Below are 16997 nucleotides of genomic sequence, written 5' to 3' on the forward strand. Positions count from 1 at the left end.
GACTGGTCACGGGCGCCATGGTGGTGCTGCTCGCCGGTTGGTCCGCCGCGCGCGCCGGGCGGGGCGGCGTGGCCGCGGGCGGCGCCGCGGCCCCGGGGGGCCGTGCGCGCCCCCGCGGGTGCGCGGGCGGGGGGCCGGGCAGCTTGGGGGGCGGCCCGCCGACGAGCGTGCAGACGACAACTGAGATTGTCGATGCCACCGTCAATGACAATCTCAGTTGTCGTCATCGAGCGCTGTGGTGCGGCCCTGGTCTAGCCCGACGCCACCCGCACCCACCCCATGATCGGGTGGATTCGCGGTAGCTCTGGCGACCCTGAATTCACCCGATCATGAACCGGCTGGCCGTGGTCCGTTGCCTGGTCAGCCCACGATCCGTGGCTGGTTGGCCGGCGTCGGCTGATACAGCTCGGCCACCCCCGGCGGCAGCGGAACGGGTTCCTCCGGCCGGGGGAAGCGCACCAGGATCCGGCGGTAGGCGATCCGCCAGCCGGGGCCGTCGTCGGCGCGCTCCAGGATGTCGAGATAGTCGCCGTTGTGGACCTCGCCGGTGTCGGTCACCGCGAGGAACCGGCTGCGGGCCCGGACGATCCCGTCCGGGCCGACCAGGACGATCGTGTTCACGGTCTGATGGTCCGGGGTCGTGCTCGGCCGGCGGCTCAGGTACTCCCGTCCGGCGTCCAGACCGGTGACGACGGTGCCCGAGCTGTGGTGGGCCGAGGTGAAGCCCGGCGTGAAGACCAGCGGCAGGGCGTCCAGGTCGTCGTTGTCGAAGACGTGCGCGAACAACGCGATCGCCTGATGGATCCCGGCGATGTCCGCCGCGGTCAGGGTGACCGGCGCGACGGCCGCCACGCCGCCGCCGGCGGGGGAGTGGTCGACGCCGGCCGTCACCGCGCGACCTGGCCCGTCGCGACGGGCTCCTCGTCCGCCGTGTCGCTGTCGCCCACAGTGCCGGCCGCCGTGTCGTCCGCTGCCGTGAGCTGGGCGATCACGCCGAGGCGGTCGGGCAGCACGCTGTACCTGGTGACCAGGCCGTCGCGGATGGTGAACGAGCTGATGCTGATGCCCTCGAAGTAGCGGCCGTTGCCCGGAACCCCGAAGACGAGGCCCTTCGCGTAGCCCGAGATCGTCCAGAAGGCCACCACGCGGTCGCCTTCCGCGACCAGCTCGGTGACCGTCGTCCGGACGTTGTCGGCGGTGGCCGCCAGCCAGGCGGCGTGCTGGCGGAAGCCCTCGCGGCCGAGCGTCGCCGCGTCCGGGCCCCGGGTCTCGTCGACGGCGTCGATCGCGATGATCTCGTCGATCACCGTCGGGCTGGCCTGGTTCACACCCTCCTCGAAGTAGCGACGCACGACGGCCTTGTTGGCCTCCAGCGTCTCGCTGTCGACGACGGTTCTGATGCTCATGGGGTTCTCCGTAAGGGATTGCGCCGCGCGGGCGGGTGGAACGGGCCGACGGATGCCGGCCCGCGGTCAGGGGTCAGATCGGGGGTCGGGGTGTCCTGGATCAGAGCGCCGGTGCGGAGTCGGGGTCGTCCGCCTCGCGGAACACCCGCCCGGTGAAGATCTCCAACGGGTCCTGGCCGGGGTAGGTCGGGGTCGGCAGCAGCCGCGTCGCCGCCGACAGCCCGCCGTCGACCGGGATCGTCACGCCGGTGACGAAGGAGGCCGCCGACGAGGTCAGGAAGTAGATGACCTCGGCCTGCTCCCGGGCCGAGGAGAAGCGCTGCAGCGGCACCTCGCGGTTGAAGGCGGCCGCGAGCACCGGGTCGGCCAGCAGCGGGGCCGTCATCGCCGTGATGGCCGAGCCTGGGGCGATGCTGTTGATCCGGATGTTCTCGGCCGCGTAGTCGAGCGCCAGGGACCGGACGAGGTTGATCACCGCGGCCTTCGCCGCGTTGTAGCCCCAGATCCCGCCGGAGTCGCCGCGCAGGCCCGAGATGGACGACGTCGCGACGATCGAGCCGCCGCCGACCGCCCGCAGGGCCGGGACGACAGCCCGGACCCCGAGCGCCACCCCGCGCACGTTGACCGCGAGGACGCGGTCCAGCCGCTCGATGGAGCCGTCGGACTCCAGCGGGCCGGTCCCGCCGCCGCCCGCGTTGAGCACGGCCGCGTCCAGCCGGCCGAACCGGCTGATCGCCAGCTCGACGGCGGCCAGGTTCGTCTTCTCCTCCGCGACGTCGCCCACGAGGGTGGCGATCTCGCCCGGCCGCTCCAGGCTCTCCAGCCCGGCCTCGTACCGGTCCACGCCGACGACGCCGTAGCCGCGCTCGGCGTAGAGCTCGGCGGCGGCGCGGCCGATGCCGGACGCCGCGCCGGTCACGATTACCACGGATCTCGTCACTACTGGTTCTCCCTGTCGGTGTCATGGCCAGACCAGGCGAGGCCGTCGATCCACGTGCTGATCGCGGCCACGGTCGTCGCGCAGTGGTCCTCGAGAATGGTGAAGTGATCTCCGGGAACGTCCACGACGTCGGAGGCGCCGGGCCAGAAGGCACGCCAGTCCCGGGCTCCGGTGGGGTCGATGATCGTGCCCGGGATGGGTTCGGTCGCCCGCAGCAGCAGCACGGGGCTGCGCAGCGGCGGCGGGCGCCACCCGTCGAACAGGCGGATGTAGCCGCCCATCGTGGTGAGGCTGGAGTCGCTCCAGACCATCTGGTACTGCTCGATCCGATCAAGCATCCCGCGCAGCATGGCCGCCAACCACCATTCGCGCAGCCCTTCGAGTGTCGCGGCCTCCAACGGATAGGAGTCGACCAGCGCGAGCCCCGCGGGCTGGAGCCCGAGCTGCTCCAGGCGGTGGGCGACGGCGTAGGCGATCGTGCCGCCCATCGACCGGCCCACCAGCACAAACGGGTCGGAGCCCACCCACGGCACGACCGTCTCGGCGAGCAGGTGTACGTAGGTCTCGGCGCTGTCGGGCAGCCGGTCGTCCTCGGCGTAGCCGGGGCTGCGCGGCACCAGCACGTCCCGCTCGCCGCGCAGGAGGTTGCCGAAGCGGGCGTACTCGTGCGGCCCGGAGATCGCGCTCAGCGCCGGGAAGCAGACGATCCGGGGCAGCGTCGCGCCGCCGCCGAGCCGGGCCGCCTGCGGGGTGTTCTCGGCCACCGCCGCCGCGTCGAACGTCTCCCGCAGCACCGAGGCCAGGCCGATCACGCCGCCGGCCTCGTCGTACCGGTCGGCCGCGCCGAGCGCACGGAACAGGGCGGTGATCGGCCCGTGCCGGGAGCCGCCGTCCGCGATGTCCGGACGGCGGGATCGCGCGTCGGCCGCGCGGATGAGCTCCTCGCCCACGAACGCCGCCAGGCTGGCCGGGGTCGGATGGTCGAAGGTGACGGTCGGCGCCAGTTGGAGGCCGGTGGCCGCGCCCAGCCGGTTGCGTAGCTGTACGGCGGCCAGGGAGTCGACGCCGAGGTCGGCGAACTCGGCGTCGTCGTCGATCGCCTCGGCGTCGTCGTGGCCGAGCACGGCGGCGGTGTCGGTCACCACCAGCGCGCGCAGCAGCTTCGCGCGCTCGTCCTCGGCTGCCTCGGCCAGCCGGCGCGTCCAGGTGCCCTCACCGGCCGGGCCCAGCCCGTCCGGGTCCGACGGCCCGAGCCGCGCTGGCCCGTCGGACGCGGGCCGCGCGAGGCGGGGCAGCAGCACGGTCGAGTCCCGGACGGCGAGCTGGGTCTCGCCCTCGTCCCTGGCGAGCGCCAACGCGGTCGGCAGCGTCTGGAAGGCGGCCTCGGACCCGTCCACGTCGACCAGCACGAGCCGCTTGGGCTCGTCGAGCAGCGCGGCGCGCAGCTGCTCCCAGGCCTGGGCGGCTGCGAGATCGAGACCGGGATCCAGGTCGAGGTCCCGGGCGTCCTCCAAGCCGAGGTCCGCGGCGGCTTCCGGGCCGGCGGCGGGATCGAGGTTCTCGGCGGCTTCCGGCCCGACGACGGCATTCGGGGTGACGGCGACGGCCCGCTGGGTGACCGCGACGACGGTCGCGCCGGCCAGCGTCTCCTCGGCCAGCAACGTGGTGACGTCAGCCGGCGAGGCGCCGCCGCGCGGCCGGCCGGCGGGGTCCGCGCCGTCGGGACCGTCGAGCGCCCCGGCCGCCGGCGCGCCGGCCACCGAGACCAGCACGTAGTCGGGTGGCTGCTCGCCGGCCGCGAACGCGGCCCGCGCCCCGGCCAGGTCGGCGAACTCGACCACGTCGACCCCGACGATCCGCAGCGCCAGCCCGGCGGCGTCCGGGTCGGCGCCCACGACGGCCCACCGGCCGCGGACCGGTCCGGCCGGCCGCCGGGCCGCCTCCCAACGGACCTCGGCGAGATCGTCCACGGCCTCGGCCGGCGGCTGCCCGGCACCCGAGCCCGTCGACCCCGACAGGGGCTGGCCGGAGCCGGCGGCGGCCCGGGGCCCGCGGGCGGGCTCCAGCCAGAACCGCCGACGGTCGAAGGCATAGGTGGGCAGCTCGACGCGGGCCGGCGAGAGGTCCTCGGTCAGCGCCGACCAGGTGACCGCCGCCCCGCGGACGTGGGCCTGGCTCACGCCCCGCAGCAGGCTCTCGACCTCGGGCCGGCCCTTGCGCAGGAGCGGGACGGTCTCGCCGGCGCGCTCACGGGCCCCGAGGGTCCTGGCGGCCAGGCCGCTGAGCGTGGCGTCCGGGCCCAGCTCAAGGTAGGTCCCGGTCCGGGCCGTGTGGAGGCGCTCGACGACGTCGGCGAAGCGCACCGCCGCCCGGACGTGGCGCACCCAGTACTCGGGGTCGGTGAGCTCGCCGGGCCGGGCCGGCTGGCCGGTCAGCGCCGAGACGACCGGGATCGTCGGCTCCCGGTAGGTCAGGGTCGTCGCGACCGCGCGGAACTCGGCCAGCACGGCGTCGACGTGGGGCGAGTGGAAGGCGTGGCTGACCGCCAGCCGCCGGGTCCGCCGGCCGTCGTCGGCCAGCCGCGCCGCGAGGGCCAGGACCGCCTGTTCGTCGCCGGAGATGACGACGGAGCGCGGCCCGTTGACGGCGGCGATGTCGGCCGCCCCGCCCTCCGAGGCCTCAGACCCGGCGAATGCCTCCAGTGCGGACCGCACCTCGGCCTCGGTCGCCTCGACGGCGACCATCGCCCCGCCGGCCGGCAGCGCCTGCATCAGCCGGGCGCGCGCCGCGACCAGCGTCGCCGCGTCCGCCAGCGACAGCACCCCGGCCGCGTGCGCCGCCGCCAGTTCGCCGATCGAGTGCCCCGCGACGTGGGCAGGCCTGACCCCCCACGAGGCCAGCAGCCGGAACAGCGCCGTCTCCAGCGCGAACAGCACTGGCTGGGTGTAAAGGGTCTGATCGATCAGCGCCAGGTCGATCGCGCCGTCGTCGGCCGGCGGCGAGCCGGCCTCGGCCAGTGCGCCGGCGAACGCCACCCGGGCGATCGGGTGCGCCGCGGCTCCGGCCAGGGCGGTGTCGAGCGCGGCCGCTGTCTCGTCGAAGGCGGCCGCGAAGACGGGGAACGTCCGGTACAGCTCGGCCCCGGCGCCGGCGCGCTGGCTGCCCTGGCCGGCGAACAGGAAGGCCAGCCCCCCGGCCGGCGCGCCGACGGCGACGCCGGGATGCTCCTCCCCCCGCGCCAGCGCCAGCAGCCCGTGCCGGAACCCGTCGAGGTCGGCGGCGACGACGACCGCCCGCCGCGCGAGGCGGGCGCGGGTGGTGGCCAGCGCGTGCGCCACGTCGAGCGGGCGGGGCGGCTCTCCCGGCTGGCCGTCGTACGCCGCCGCGAGGCGTGCGGCCGACGCGCGCAGCGCCGGCACGGTCTTCGCCGACAGCACCCACGCCACTTCGGCCGGAACGACCGGCGCCTCCCGCAGGCTGGGCGCCGGGTCCGGCTGGCCGGCCTGGTTGGTCTGGTTGGTCTGGTCGTCCGGCTGCGCAGACGCTCCTTCGGCGGCCGGCGGCGCCTGCTCCAGGATGAGGTGGGCGTTGGTGCCGCTCACGCCGAACGACGAGACCGCCGCCCGCCGCGGGCCGTCGCCCTCGGGCCACGGCCGGGCCTCGGTCAGCAGCCGGACGGCGCCGGCGTCCCAGTCGACGACGGGGGTCGGCGCGTCCACGTGCAGGGTCTTCGGCAGCAGCCCGTGCCGGATCGCGCCGATCATCTTGATGACCCCGGCCACCCCGGCGGCCGCCTGGGTGTGGCCGAGGTTGGACTTGAGCGAGCCGAGCCAGAGCGGCGCAGCCTCCGGCCGGTCCTGGCCGTAGGTGGCCAGCAGGGCCTGGGCCTCGATCGGGTCGCCGAGCGTCGTCCCGGTGCCGTGGCCCTCGACGACGTCGACCTGGTCGGGGCGCAGCCGGGCGCTGGCCAGGGCCGCGTGGATCACCCGCTGCTGGGCCGGGCCGTTGGGGGCGGACAGGCCGTTCGACGCCCCGTCCTGGTTGACCGCGCCGCCGCGCACCACGGCGAGGACGTCATGGCCCAGCCGCCGGGCGTCGGAGAGCCGTTCCAGCAGCAGCAGGCCGACGCCCTCGGACCAGCCGGTGCCGTCGGCCGCCGCGGCGAACGCCTTGCACCGGCCGTCCGGGGCGAGGCCCCGCTGGCGGGCGAAGTCGACGAAGCCCTGGGGCGTCGTCATGACGGTGACTCCGCCGGCGAGGGCCAGGTCGCTCTCCCGCGAACGCAGCGACTGGGCCGCCAGGTGAATGGCCACCAGGGACGACGAGCAGGCGGTGTCCACCGTGACCGCCGGCCCCTCCAGGCCGAAGGTGTAGGCGATCCGGCCGGAGGCGACGCTGCGCAGGTTGCCCGTCCCGAGGTAGCCCTCCAGCTCCTGCGGGGTGTCGTACAGGCCGGGGGCGTAGTCGCCGCCGGCTACTCCGGTGAACACGGCCGTGCGGGTGCCCCGCAGCGAGGTCGGGTCGAGGCCGGCCCGTTCGAACAGCTCCCACGCCTTCTCCAGCAGCAGCCGCTGCTGGGGGTCGGTCGCGAGCGCCTCGCGCGGGGAGATGCCGAAGAAGGCCGCGTCGAAGTCGGCCACCCCGGCCAGGAAGCCGCCGTCGCGGGTGTAGGCGGTTCCCGGCGTGTCCGGGTCGGGGTCGTAGAGGCCGTCGAGGTCCCAGCCGCGGTCGGTCGGGAACGGGCCGATGGCGTCCCTGCCCTCGGCCACCAGCCGCCACAGGTCGTCCGGGCTGTCGACCCCGCCCGGCAGCCGGCAGGCGGCGCTGATGATCGCGATGGGCTCCCGGCTGGCCGACTCGACCTCGCGCAGCCGCCGCTGGGCGGTGCGCGCGTCGGCCAGGGCGCGCCTGAGGTACTCCCGCAGTTTCTCGTCCTGTGCTGCCATGCGCGGTGCGCTCCTTTCCGGTTCAGGGGGGCTCGTCATTCGACGGAGTTGTCGTCGACCAGCGCGAACAGCTCCTCGTCCGAGGCGGCGTCCAGGTCGATCTCGTGGCCGCCGTCCGAACCGGTCCACTCGTCGAGCTCGGCCCAGCCCGCGCCCCCGGTGCGCCGGGCCCACTCGTCGGCCAGCGCGCGCAGCCGGGCCGACAGGTCGGCCTGGCCCGCGTCGGGCGGCGCGTCGGCGCGCACGGCGGCCTCAAGCGCGGCCAGGGCGTCGCGGACGGCTTGTCCACCAGGTCCGCCGGCCTCGGTGGGGCGACCGGAGCCGTTGGGGGGAGCGGAGCGGACACGGCCGCCCGGACTGGCCGGCGCCAGCTCGACCGCCGCCAGCTGGGGGACCAGGTGGGCGGCGACCGCGTTTGGGGTGGGGTAGTCGAAGACCAGGGTCGTCGGCAGCGCCAGACCGCTGTCGGCGGCCAGCAGGTTGCGCAGCTCGACGGCGGTGAGCGAGGTCAGCCCGAGCTCGCGGAACGCCAGGTCGGCGCTGGGCCGCTCGGCCTCGTCGAGATCGTCGAGGGCCAGCACGCCGGTCAGCGCCTCCAGGACGTGCTCCAGGACGGCGGCCTCCAGGTCGGCCCCGGTGAGGCCGGCGACCCGCTCCAGCAGCCTCGGCCGGTCGTCGTCGTCCGCCTCCAGGCCGTCCAGGCCGACGGAACCGTCCACGGGTCCGCCTACGTTGCTCGGGGCGTCCAGCCAGTACCGCCGGCGCTGGAAGGCGTACGTGGGCAGGTCCACCCGGCGGGGCGCCAGGTCCGCGAAGGCCTGGGCCCAGTCGACCTCGACGCCCCGCGTCCACAGCGCGCCCAGCGCGGCGTAGAAGCGGTCCAGGCCGCCCTCGTCGCGCCGCAGCGTGCCGGTGAAGACGGCGGTGCCGACCCCGGCCGCGTCGGCGGTCTCCTGGAGGCTGAACCCGAGGACCGGATGCGGGCTGACCTCGACGAACACGGTGTGCCCCGCGGCCAGCAGTGCTTGGGTGGCCGCGAGCAGCCGCACCGGTTCGCGCAGGTTGCGGTACCAGTAGTCGGCGTCCAGCTCGCCGCCGTCGAGGAGCTCGGCCGTGACGGTCGAGATGATCGCGGTCTCGCCGGGCCGCGGGTCGAGCCCCGCCAGAGCCGCCGACAGCTCGGCCCGGACCGGCTCGACGTGGGGCGAGTGGGAGGCGAACGAGCTGGGCAGCACCCGCGCCCGCACATCCTCGGCGGACAGCTCGGCGACCAGCTCGCCCACCGCGGCCGTCTCACCGGCGACGATGCCGCCGGACGGGCTCGTCACCCCGGCCAGCCAGAGCCGGCCCGGCCAGCGCGAGATCCGGGCCTCGATGTCGGCGTCCGGCAGCGCCACGGCCGCCAGCCGGCCGTGCTCGATCAGCGGCACCGTGATCTGGCTGCGCAGCGCCACGATCCGGGCCGCGTCGTCCAGGCTGAGCGCCCCGGCCACGGTGGCGGCGGTGATCTCGCCCTGGCTCTGCCCGAGCACCGTGTCCGGCCGGACGCCGAAGGACCGCCACAGCTCGGCCAGCGCGGTCAGCACTCCCCACAGGGTCGGCTGGAGCACCTCGATCGCGTCCAGGGACGGAGTGCCGGGCCGGCCGCGCAGCACGTCGACGAGCGAGAACCCGACGTGGGGGGCCAGCGCCCGGTCGCACTGGGCGATCCGCTCGGCGAAGACCGGGGCGGTGTCCAGCAGCGCCTCGGCCATCCCGAGCCACTGCGAGCCCTGGCCGGGGAACAGGAAGGCGGTCTTCCCCGGCTCGCCGGCCGTCCCGGTCACCAGGTTCGGCGCGTCCCGCCCGTCGGCCAGTGCACGCAGCCCGGCGAGGAGCTCGGCCCGGTCGGACCCGATCACCACGGCCCGCTCGACGAAGCGGGCCCGGGTCGCGAGCAGGGAGTGCCCGACGTCGACCAGGTTCAGCTCGGGGTCAGCCTCGACCGCGTCGGCAAGGCGGGCGGCCTGCGCCCGCAGCGCCTTGCGGGTGTGGCCTGACAGCACCCACGGCACGACGCTGCCGGCCGGCCGGGCCGGGTCGACCGGGGCAGCTGGGGGTGCCTGTTCCAGGACGACGTGGGCGTTGGTGCCGCTGACGCCGAACGACGACACCCCGGCCCGCCGGGGCGCCCCCGTCTCGGGCCAGGGCCGGGCCTCGGTCAGCAGCTCCACCGCGCCGGCGGTCCAGTCGACCACCGGCGTCGGCCCGTCCACGTGCAGGGTGCGCGGGAGCAGACCGTGCCGGATGGCCTCGACCATCTTGATGATGCCGGCCGCGCCGGCGGCCGCCTGGGTGTGCGCGATGTTGCTCTTGACCGAGCCGAGCCACAGTGGCCGGTCGGCCGGCCGGCCCTGGCCGTAGGTGGCCAGCAGGGCCTGGGCCTCGATCGGGTCGCCCAGCGGGGTGCCGGTGCCGTGGGCTTCGACCACGTCCACCTGGTGCGGGGCGAGCCCGGCGGCGTCCAGCGCGGCCCGGATCACCCGCTGCTGGGACGGGCCGTTCGGCGCGGTCAGCCCGTTGGACGCCCCGTCCTGGTTGACCGCCGTACCGCGGACCACGGCCAGCACCGGATGGCCGGCCGCCGTCGCGTCGGAGAGCCGTTCGACCAGCAGCAGCCCCAGGCCCTCGCCCCAGCCGACCCCGTCGGCGGCGGCCGCGAACGCCTTGGCCCGCCCGTCGGTCGACAGCGCCCGCTGCCGGGAGAGGTCCACGAAGGCCGCTGGCGACGCCATGATCGACACGCCGCCGGCCAGGGCCAGGTCGCACTCGCCGGTCCGCAGCGACTGGACGGCCAGGTGCAGCGCGACCAGGGATGACGAGCAGGCGGTGTCGATGGTGACCGCCGGGCCCTCGAAGCCGAAGGTGTAGGCGATCCGGCCCGAGGCCACGCTGCCGGCGGTGCCGTTGCCGAGGTAGCCCTCCAGCGCGGGCGGCGCCTGCGCCAGCCGGGAGGCGTAGTCCTGGTACATGACCCCGGCGAACACGCCGGTCCGGCTGCCGCGCAGCGTCGCCGGGTCGATGCCGGCCCGCTCCAGCAGCTCCCAGCTCGCCTCCAGAAGCAGGCGCTGCTGGGGGTCGGTGGCCAGGGCCTCGCGGGGCGAGATCTCGAAGAAGCGGGCGTCGAAGTCGGCGACGTCGCGCAGGAACCCACCCTGGCGGGTGTAGGTCCGGCCGAAGGCGGCCGGGTCGGGGTCGTAGAGCGCTTCGGTGGGCCAGCCCCGGTCGGCCGGGAACTCGGAGACGGCGTCGGTCTCCTCGACCAGCAGCCGCCACAGGTCCTCGGGCGAGCCGACCCCGCCGGGGAAGCGGCAGGCGGCGGCGACGATGACGATCGGGTCGTCGTCGGGCCGGCTGCGCCGCCGGGCTGGCGGCGCGGCGCTGGGCGTGGCCGGCGCCGGGGAGTCCGCCAGCCGTTCCAGCAGGTGGGCGGCGACGGCGGCCGGGGTCGGGTAGTCGAAGGTGAGGGTGGCCGGCAGCCGCAGGCCGGTCGCCGCGTCGAGCCGGTTGCGCAGTTCGACGGCGGTGAGCGAGTCGAACCCCGCGTCCGCGAACGGCCGCCGGCCCGAGACGTCCTCGACCGGGGCGCCGAGCACGACGGCCACCTCGGCGCGGACCAGGTCGAGCGCGAACGCCTCCCGGTCGGCCGGTGCCAGCCCGGCCAGCCGGGCGGCCAGGGCGCCACCGGGCCGCACGGCCACGGGGTCGCCCGTCCGGCCGCCGCCCCCGATGACGGTGGCCGCGGTGGGCACCGGCCGTCGCTGGCCACGGACCAGACCGCGCAGCGGGGCCGGCACTCCGCCGGTCGCCCGGCCTACCGCCGCCAGGTCGAGCGCGGCCGGGACGACCAGTGGCGCGTCCAGGGCGAGGGCGGCGTCGAACAGGGCCAGCCCGTCGGCCGCGCTCAGCGCCACCAGGCCGGCCCTGGCCGACCGGGCCCGGTCGGCGTCGGAGAGATGGGCGGTGAGGCCGCTGCGCGGCTCCCACATTCCCCAGGCCAGCGACGTCGCGGGCAGGCCCTCCGACCGCCGCCGCGTGGCCAGGGCGTCGAGGAAAGTATTGGCGGCGGCGTAGGCGCCCTGCCCGGGGCCGCCGACGATCCCGGTCACCGAGGAGTAGAGGACGAAGCCGGCCAGACCGGCCGTCCGGGTCAGCTCGTGCAGGTGCCAGGCGGCGTCGGCCTTCGCCCGCAGCACCTTGCCGACGCGGTCCTCGGTCAGCGACGCCAGCAGCCCGTCCTCGATCACGCCGGCGGTGTGGACGACGGCGGTCAGCGGATGCTCGGCGGGGATCGCGGCGAGCAGGGCCGCGAGCGCGTCCCGGTCGGACACGTCCACGCCCGCCGCCGTGACCTGGCCACCCGCCTCGGCGAGCTCGCCGAGCAGCCGGCGGGTGGCCTCGTCCCGGTCACCGCTGCGGCTGGCCAGAACCAGGTGGCGCAGGCCGTGCCGGGTAACTAGGTGGCGGGCCAGCAGGGCTCCGAGGGTGCCGGTCCCGCCGGTGATCAGCACCGTGCCGTCCGGGTCCCAGCCCAGGCCGGTCGGCTGCTCTCCTGGCGGGGCCGCCCGGATCAGCCGGGGGATGAGCGCCCGCCCGGAGCGCAGCGCCAGGCGGGGCTCGCCGGCGGCGACCGCTGCCGCCACCGCGCCGGCCAGGGCGTCACTCGACGCCTCCGAGCCGTCGGTGTCGACCAGCACGACGGTGTCGGGCGCCTCGGCCTGCGCCGAGCTGACCAGTCCCCACACCGCCGCGAGGGCCGGGTCGGGGACGTCCTGGCCGCCCGCGTCGACGCCGCCCCTGGTCAGGACGACCAGCCGAGCGGCCTCGTCGGGCCGGCCGTCGCCGAGCCAGTCGGTCACGGCGTGCAGCGCCTGGGTCGTGGCGGCGTGGGCGGCGCCGGGCGTCGTCGCGTCGGCCTGTGGGTCGATTTCCAGGACCCTGAGCTCCGGCGTGCTTGCGCCGTCCGCGGCCGGGGCCTCGATCCAGTCGAGGGTGAACAGGGCGTCGGAGCGCCGGTCGCCGGGCCGCCGGCCGGCGGGGACCCGCCGGGAGCGCAGCCGGTCGATCGACAGGACTGGCGCGCCCGTCCCGTCGGCGATCCAGGCGCTCGCCGCGTCCGGCGCGGACGCGACCAGCCGGACCCGGACCGCGTTCGCGCCCACCGCGTGCACGCGCACGCCGTCCCAGGCGAACGGCAGCCGGTTCTCCCCGGGCGGCAGGTCGGCCAGGCCGCGCAGGGTGCCCAGGTGCAGCACCGAGTCGAGCAGCGCCGGGTGCAGGCCGAACGCGCTCGCCGCCGGCCACTCCCCGGCCGGCAGCTCGGCCTCGGCGAAGATCTCCTCGCCCAGGTACCAGCCGGCCCGCAGGCCCGTGAAGGCCGGGCCGTAGTCGAGGCCGGCCGCGCGCAGCTGGTCGTAGAGGTCGGTCACGTCCGCCGGGACCGCGCCCGGGGGTGGCCATTCGGCCAGGTCCCAGTCCGGGGCCTGGGCGTCGGGCTCGCTGGTGAGGAAGCCGGTGGCGTGCCGGTGCCAGTCCGCCGTCTCGGCGCCGGCGTCACGGGCATGCACCTCGACCGGATGCCGCCCGGTGCCGTCGTCAGGGCCGACCCTGACCTGGATCTCGGCCGTCCCGTCGTCGGCCAGGACGAGCGGCTCGACGATGACCAGCTCGGCCAGGACGTCGAGGCCCGCGTCCCGGCCGGCCCGCAGCGCGGCCTCGACGAAGGCCGTGGCCGGCACCAGGACGGTCCCGGACACGACGTGGTCGAGCACCCAGGGATGGTCCAGGCCGGAGATCGCGCCTACCGCCAGCGTCGTGGCGTCGCCGGCCAGCGTCGTCGCCCCGGTCAGCAGCGGGTGCCCGGTGGCGCGCAGCCCGGGGGCGGTCGCGCGCGGGCGGGGGACGTCCAGCCAGTAGCGCCGCCGCTGGAAGGGGTAGGTCGGCAGCTCGGCGACGGCCGGGAGCCGCCCGGCCAGGTCGGTGAACACGGCGTCCCAGTCCAGCCGCGCGCCCCGCGCGTACGCCTGGGCCAGCGCGCCGACGACGGTGGCCGGCTCGGGCCGGTCGCGGCGCAGCGCCGGGGCGAACACGGGCCGGGTTGCGTCCCCGCCCGCGCCGGTCAGCGCGTCGGTGACGGTCTCCTCGGCCAGGGCGGACAGCGTCCCGTCTGGCCCGAGCTCCAGGTACGCGCTGACCCCGGCCCGGTGCAGCTCGGCGACGACGTCGGCGAAGCGGACGGCGCCCCGGACGTGGCGGACCCAGTACTCCGGGTCGGTCAGCTCGGCGGCGGTCGCGATCGTCCCGGTGAGGTTGGAGACCACCGAGATCGTCGGCGCGGCGAAGGACAGGCCGGCGACGACCGCCCGGAACTCGGCCAGCACGCCGTCGACGTGCGGGGAGTGGAAGGCGTGGCTGACGGTGAGCCGCCGGGTCTTGCGGCCCTCGCGGGCGAAGGTCTCGGCCACGGCCAGCACCGCCGCCTCGTCGCCGGACAGCACGACGGAGCTCGGCCCGTTCACCGCCGCCACGTCCACCCCGTCGACGTCGGCCAGGGCGGCCCTGGCCTCGGCCTCGGTGGCCCGCACGGCGACCATCGCCCCGCCGGCCGGCAGCGCGGCCATCAGGCGGGCGCGGGCCGCGCCCAGGGCGGCCGCGTCCGGCAGGGCGAGGACCCCGGCGACGTGCGCCGCCGTGACCTCGCCGATCGAGTGCCCGGTCACGTAGTCCGGGCGCAGGCCCCACGACTCGAACAGCCGGAACAGGGCGGTCTCGACCGCGAACAGGCCGGTCTGCGTGTAGAGGGTGTGGTCGAGCTCGCCGTCGCCCACTCCGGCGGCGCCGAACACCACGTCGCGCACCGAGTGCTGGGCGTGCCCGGCGAGGTGGAGGTCCAGCTCGGCGGCGACGGCGTCGAACGCCGCCGCGAAGGTGGGGAACGTCCGGTACAGCTCGGCGCCCATGCCGACGCGCTGGCTGCCCTGCCCGGTGAACAGGACGGCGAGGGCGTCGGAGCCCTCCGCCGTGCCCCGGGCCGTGTCGGCCGGCTGCGCGGCGTCGCCGGCGGCCAGCGCGTCCAGGGCGGGCAGCGCCGTCTCGGCTGTCGCGGCGACGATCACGGCCCGATGTTCGAGCGCGGCCCGGGTCGTCGCCAGCGAGTAGGCGACGTCGGCCGCCGCCGCCGGCCGCTCCAGCAGGTGGGTGGCCAGTGCGGCGGCTCGGGCGGCGAGGGCGGCCGGGCTGTAGGCCGAGAGCACCCAGGGCAGCGGGAGCAGGCACGCGTCGGTCGGGGCCAGTTCGGTCGGGGCTGCAGCCGCCGGTTCGGTCGGCTCGGGGGCCTGCTCCAGGATGACGTGGGCGTTGGTGCCGCTGATGCCGAACGAGGAGACGGCGGCGCGCCGGGGGTTCTCGCCCTCGGGCCAGGGCTGGGACTCGGTGAGCAGCCGGACGGCGCCGGCGTCCCAGTCGACGTGCGGGGTGGGCGCGTCGACGTGCAGCGTCTTCGGTAGGACGCCGTGCCGGATGGCCTCGACCGCCTTGATGACGCCGGCCACCCCGGCCGCGGCCTGGGTGTGGCCGATGTTGGACTTCACCGCGCCCAGCCAGGCCGGCCGATCAGCCGGCCGGTCCCGGCCGTAGGTGGCCATTAGCGCCCGGGCCTCGATCGGGTCGCCGAGCGTCGTGCCGGTGCCGTGCGCCTCGAGGAGGTCGATGTCGGCGGTCGTCAGCCCCGCGCTGGCCAGGGCGGCGCGGATGACCCGCTCCTGGGCCGGCCCGTTGGGCGCGGTGAGGCCGTTGGAGGCGCCATCGGAGTTGATCGCGCTGCCCCGGACCAGGGCGAGGACCCGGTGGCCGTTGCGCTGGGCGTCGGAGAGGCGCTCCAGCAGCAGCAGGCCGACGCCCTCTGACCAGCCGGTGCCGTCCGCGGCGGCGGCGAACGGCTTGCACCGCCCGTCGACGGCCAGGCCACGCTGGCGGGAGAACTCGGTGAAGCCCAGCGGCGACGCGACCACCGTGACCCCGCCGGCCACCGCGAGCGCGCTCTCCCCGGACCGCAGCGAGGCGGCGGCCAGGTGCAGCGCGACCAGCGAGGCCGAGCAGGCGGTGTCGACGGTGACGGCCGGGCCCTCGAAGCCGAAGGTGTACGCGATGCGGCCCGAGGCGACGCTCGCCGCGTTGCCGGCGCCGATGTAGCCCTCGACGGCCGGTGGCACCTCGGTCAGCCGCCAGGCGTAGTCCTGGCCGTTCGTCCCGATGAACGTGCCGGTCCGCCCGCCGCGCAGGGTCGCGGGGTCGATCCCGGAGCGTTCGAGGAGTTCCCAGGTCGTCTCCAGCAGGAGGCGGTGCTGGGGGTCGGTGGCCAGCGCCTCGCGGGGGGAGATGCCGAACAGCTCGTTGTCGAAGCCGGCGATGTCGGCCAGGAACGCGCCGTGGCGGGTGTAGGACGTGCCCGGCGTGTCGGGGTCGGGGTCGAACAGCCCGTCCAGGTCCCAGCCTCGGTCGGTGGGGAACTCCGTGACGGCGTCGCCGCCGGTCGCGACGAGCCGCCAGAGCTCCTCCGGCGAGTTCGCGCCGCCCGGGAAGCGGCAGGCGGTCCCGACGATGGCGATCGGCTCGCGCCACTGGTCCTCGGCCTCGCGGAGGCGGGCCCGCGTGTCGTGGAGTTCCGCGCTCACCCGCCGGAGCAGGTAACGGATCTGGTCGTCGCTCATTGCTGGCCGCTTCTCTTTCGCTGTCGGTGGCGGAGCCGTGATGGGGGTCCGTGAGCCTTCCGGGGCCGCGCTCCGGGGCGGTCGTGGCCAGGGGGCGACGGGGGCTCTGACGGCGCGTCAGGAGATGCCGAGTTCCTTGCCGATGAAGTCGATGAGCTCGTCGTCGGACGCGGCGGCCAGTTCGTCGGCCACGGCGACCGCCCCCGCGCCGGCTGGGGCGCCGACGGAGGCTGCCGAGTGGGCGGCGGCCGCGGCGCCGGCGGCGGACGCCGGGCCGGTCGCGTCCGTGCTGGCGGCGGGCGCCAGCTCGTCGAACAGGTGCTCGGCCAGCGCGGCGGGGGACGGGTGGTCGAAGACCAGCGTCGTGGCCAGTCGTAGCCCGGTCTCGTTCCCGAGCCGGTTGCGCAGCTCGACCGCGGTCACCGAGTCGAAGCCCAGGTCACGGAAGGGCACCCGGACGTCGACGGCGTCCGGCCCGCCGAACCCACCGATCGCGGCGACGTGCGCGCGGACCAGCCGCAGCACCGTGCGCCGCCCCTCGGCCTCGGGCAGGTCGGCCAGCCGGCCGGCCAGGCCCTGGCGGGGCGCGGCGGTGGCCGCGGCCGGCCCGGTCGGGGCCGGGTCGGCCGGTGGTTGGCGCAGCAGGTCCCGGTAGAGCCGGTCGGGCTTGTCCCGCCACAGCACGTCCCAGTCCAGGTCGCCGACGACGAGGTGGGTGGTGTCGTGGGTGAGGGGGTGGTGCAGGGCGGTGAGGGCGGTGGCGGGCGGCAGCAGGGTGAGACCACGGCGGGCCAGCTGGGCCTCGATGTGCGGCGCGGCGATCCCGCCGCCGGCCCAGTGCCCCCAGCCGATGCTGGTGGCGGGTTGGTGGTGGTGGTGGCGGCGGTGGTGGGCGAGGGCGTCGAGGTAGGCGTTGCCGGGGGCGTAGTTGCCTTGGCCGGTGATGCCGGAGATGCCG

At 76.3% G+C, this 16997-nt stretch carries 7 protein-coding genes and 1 pseudogene; all 8 read right to left on the reverse strand.

Annotated elements, in window-relative coordinates:
• The coding region (locus I6A60_RS42415) for a hypothetical protein (RefSeq protein ID WP_238437065.1) at nt 1-199 on the reverse strand (199 nt) is incomplete at its 3' end.
• A gap of 161 nt (nt 200-360) precedes the next feature.
• On the reverse strand, nt 361-891 hold the full coding sequence (locus I6A60_RS37645) for a nuclear transport factor 2 family protein (RefSeq protein ID WP_203042722.1): 531 nt from the start codon (nt 889-891) through the stop codon (nt 361-363).
• The gene (locus I6A60_RS37650; RefSeq protein WP_203012098.1) at nt 888-1406 is read right to left on the reverse strand and encodes an ester cyclase; all 519 of its coding nucleotides are present in this window, start codon (nt 1404-1406) and stop codon (nt 888-890) included. The genes I6A60_RS37645 and I6A60_RS37650 overlap by 4 nt, the downstream gene beginning before the upstream one ends.
• A gap of 100 nt (nt 1407-1506) precedes the next feature.
• Nucleotides 1507-2346 (reverse strand): SDR family NAD(P)-dependent oxidoreductase, encoded by an 840-nt coding sequence (locus tag I6A60_RS37655; protein WP_203012099.1) that lies wholly within the window; start codon nt 2344-2346, stop codon nt 1507-1509.
• On the reverse strand, nt 2346-4316 hold the full coding sequence (locus tag I6A60_RS44340) for a thioesterase domain-containing protein (RefSeq protein ID WP_374487614.1): 1971 nt from the start codon (nt 4314-4316) through the stop codon (nt 2346-2348). Before I6A60_RS44340 ends, I6A60_RS37655 begins: the two co-directional genes overlap by 1 nt.
• A 96-nt stretch (nt 4317-4412) precedes the next feature.
• Nucleotides 4413-7421, reverse strand: a pseudogene (locus I6A60_RS44345) (type I polyketide synthase); the annotation flags it as partial.
• Complete coding sequence (locus I6A60_RS37665) at nt 7328-16039, reverse strand: type I polyketide synthase (protein ID WP_203055831.1); 8712 nt, start codon at nt 16037-16039, stop codon at nt 7328-7330. The gene I6A60_RS37665 and the pseudogene I6A60_RS44345, both read right to left, overlap by 94 nt.
• A 117-nt stretch (nt 16040-16156) precedes the next feature.
• The coding region (locus I6A60_RS37670; protein ID WP_203042719.1) for a beta-ketoacyl reductase at nt 16157-16997 on the reverse strand (841 nt) is incomplete at its 5' end.

The sequence above is a fragment of the Frankia sp. AgB1.9 genome, from assembly GCF_016786355.1.
GTDB lineage: Bacteria > Actinomycetota > Actinomycetes > Frankiales > Frankiaceae > Pseudofrankia.

What these genes read in the sequence shown, in the direction of transcription:
- I6A60_RS37650 (WP_203012098.1), bottom strand. Translation starts at nt 1,406, where the DNA reads ATGAGCATCAGAACCGTCGTCGACAGCGAGACGCTGGAGGCCAACAAG.
- I6A60_RS37665 (WP_203055831.1), bottom strand. Translation starts at nt 16,039, where the DNA reads ATGAGCGACGACCAGATCCGTTACCTGCTCCGGCGGGTGAGCGCGGAA.